This is a genomic window from Rhizobacter sp. P2_H3, assembly GCF_056403355.1.
Window position 1 is genome coordinate 1 of the sequence record NZ_JBFUFQ010000429.1, and the last position, 2,351, is coordinate 2,351.

The 2,351-nt window shown below is 67.4% G+C and carries 2 protein-coding genes and 1 pseudogene; all 3 read left to right on the top strand.

Going from position 1 to position 2,351, the window contains the following annotated elements; genetic code table 11:
- Positions 1 to 80 precede the first annotated feature (80 nt).
- Positions 81 to 1,271, top strand: coding sequence for a succinyldiaminopimelate transaminase (dapC, locus tag AC1D1T_RS31920; RefSeq protein ID WP_477828950.1), 1,191 nt, complete (start codon positions 81 to 83; stop codon positions 1,269 to 1,271).
- 13 nt (positions 1,272 to 1,284) lie between these two features.
- On the top strand, positions 1,285 to 2,109 hold the full coding sequence (dapD, locus tag AC1D1T_RS31925; RefSeq protein ID WP_047513279.1) for a 2,3,4,5-tetrahydropyridine-2,6-dicarboxylate N-succinyltransferase: 825 nt from the start codon (positions 1,285 to 1,287) through the stop codon (positions 2,107 to 2,109).
- Positions 2,110 to 2,179: 70 nt separating this feature from the next.
- Positions 2,180 to 2,351: pseudogene (locus AC1D1T_RS31930) on the top strand (PilT/PilU family type 4a pilus ATPase); the annotation flags it as partial.

The following is a 2,351-nucleotide window of genomic DNA, read 5'->3' on the forward strand; positions in this document are numbered from 1 at the left end:
GCTGTGGAGCGCCCATCGGGACCGGCCGGCGAGCCACAGCCTCCCCACCTGCGCCTTTGCCAGCACCGATAATCCAAGCCATGAATCCGCTGCTCAGCAAGCTCCACCCCTATCCCTTTGAGCGGCTGCGCGCCCTCACCCGCGACATCACGCCGAACCCGGCGTACAAGCCCATCAGCCTCGGCATCGGCGAGCCCCGCCACGCGACACCGAAACTGATCCTCGATGCGCTGTCGGCCAGTTTCTCCGGCCTCGCCAGCTACCCCGCCACCGCCGGCGACATCGCGCTGCGCCAGGCCTGCGCCGATTGGGTCGAGCGCCGCTACGGCGTCAGGCTCGATGCCGCTACGCAGGTGCTGCCGGTCAACGGCTCGCGTGAAGCCCTGTTCGCACTGGCCCAGACCCTCGTCGATCCGACCCGGCTCGGTGCCACCGTTGTCTGCCCGAATCCGTTCTACCAGATCTACGAAGGCGCAGCGCTGCTGGCCGGCGCGCAGACCTTCTTCGCCAACAGCGACCCGGCCCGCAACTTCGCGGCCGACTGGGCCCAGGTGCCCGACGAGGTCTGGGCGCGCACCCAGCTGCTGTACGTCTGCTCGCCGGGCAACCCGACCGGCGCGGTGATGCCGCTCGACGAGTGGCGGCGCCTCTTCGAGCTCAGCGAGCGCTTCGGCTTCGTGATCGCCTCCGACGAGTGCTACTCCGAGATCTACTTCCGCGAAGACCCGCCGCTCGGCGCACTCGATGCCGCGAAACAGCTCGGCCGGGCTGACTTCCGCAACCTTGTCGTGTTCACCAGCCTCTCCAAGCGATCCAACGTGCCCGGCATGCGCTCCGGCTTCGTGGCCGGCGACGCCGCCGTGCTGAAGCAGTTCCTGCTGTACCGCACCTACCACGGCAGCGCGATGAGCCCGATGGTGCAGCAGGCCAGCATCGCCGCCTGGCGCGACGAGGCCCACGTGGTCGACAACCGCGACCAATACCGCCGCAAGTTCGCACAGGTCACGCCGCTGCTCGCCGAGGTGCTCGACGTGCGCCTGCCCGATGCCGGCTTCTACCTGTGGGCCGCCGTGCCCGGAGGCGACGACGTGGCCTTCGCCCGCGGCCTGCTGGCTCAATACAATGTCGCGGTGCTGCCCGGCAGCCTGCTGGCGCGCGAGGCACAGGGCGTGAACCCTGGCGCAGGCCGCATCCGCCTGGCCCTGGTGGCCGAGGTCGAGGAATGCCTGGCCGCCGCAGAACGCATCGTTTCCTTCGTCAAGTCCGTCTGACCCCGAGAACCCCATGAGCCAACAGCAACTGCAAAGCATCATCGACCTCGCCTGGGAAGGCCGCGCCCAGATCAATGCCGTCAACTCGCCCGAAGTGCGCGAGGCCGTCGAATCGGTGATCGCCGACCTGAACAAGGGCCGCATCCGCGTCGCCGAGCGCGAGAGCGTCGGCCAGTGGAAGGTCAACCAGTGGGTCAAGAAGGCGGTGCTGCTGTCGTTCCGCCTGAACGACAACCAACTGATGCATGCCGGCGAACTGACCTTCTTCGACAAGGTCAAGACCAAGTTCTCGCACATCAGCGATGAGGAAGTGCGTGCCGCCGGCGTGCGCGTGGTGCCGCCGGCCGTCGCGCGCCACGGCAGCTACCTCGCGAAGAACGTGATCCTGATGCCGTCGTACGTCAACATCGGCGCCTACGTCGACGAAGGCACGATGGTCGACACCTGGGCCACCGTCGGCTCGTGCGCCCAGATCGGCAAGAACGTGCACCTGTCGGGCGGCGTCGGCATCGGCGGCGTGCTGGAGCCGCTGCAGGCCAACCCGACCATCATCGAGGACAACTGCTTCATCGGCGCCCGCTCCGAGGTGGTCGAAGGCGTGATCGTCGAGGAGAACTCGGTCATCTCGATGGGCGTCTACATCGGCCAGAGCACCAAGATCTACGACCGCGCGACCGGCGAAGTCACCTATGGCCGCATCCCGGCCGGCTCGGTGGTGGTCAGCGGCAACCTGCCCAGCGCCGACGGCAAGTACAGCCTGTACTGCGCCGTCATCGTCAAGCGCGTCGACGCGCAAACCCGCGCGAAAACCAGCATCAACGAACTGTTGCGCGCCTGACCCCTGAACCCGCCGGCCGGCGTGCCATGATGCCTTCTTCCGTTCAACAAGGTCCCGAAAGGACACAGCGATGACAGCAGCCTCCAACGGCGGCAACATGGAACGCGTGCTGCGGCTGATGGCCGACAAGGGCGCCTCCGACGTCTACCTGTCGGCCAACACGCCGATCCTGATCAAGATCAACGGCCAGATCCTGCAGCTGAGCGACCAGCCGCTCACCGCCACCCAGCCCCGCCAGCTGC

Bases quoted from the DNA above. Each gene is read 5' to 3' on its own strand.
- dapD (WP_047513279.1), top strand. From the start codon at position 1,285: ATGAGCCAACAGCAACTGCAAAGCATCATCGACCTCGCCTGGGAAGGC.
- dapC (WP_477828950.1), top strand. From the start codon at position 81: ATGAATCCGCTGCTCAGCAAGCTCCACCCCTATCCCTTTGAGCGGCTG.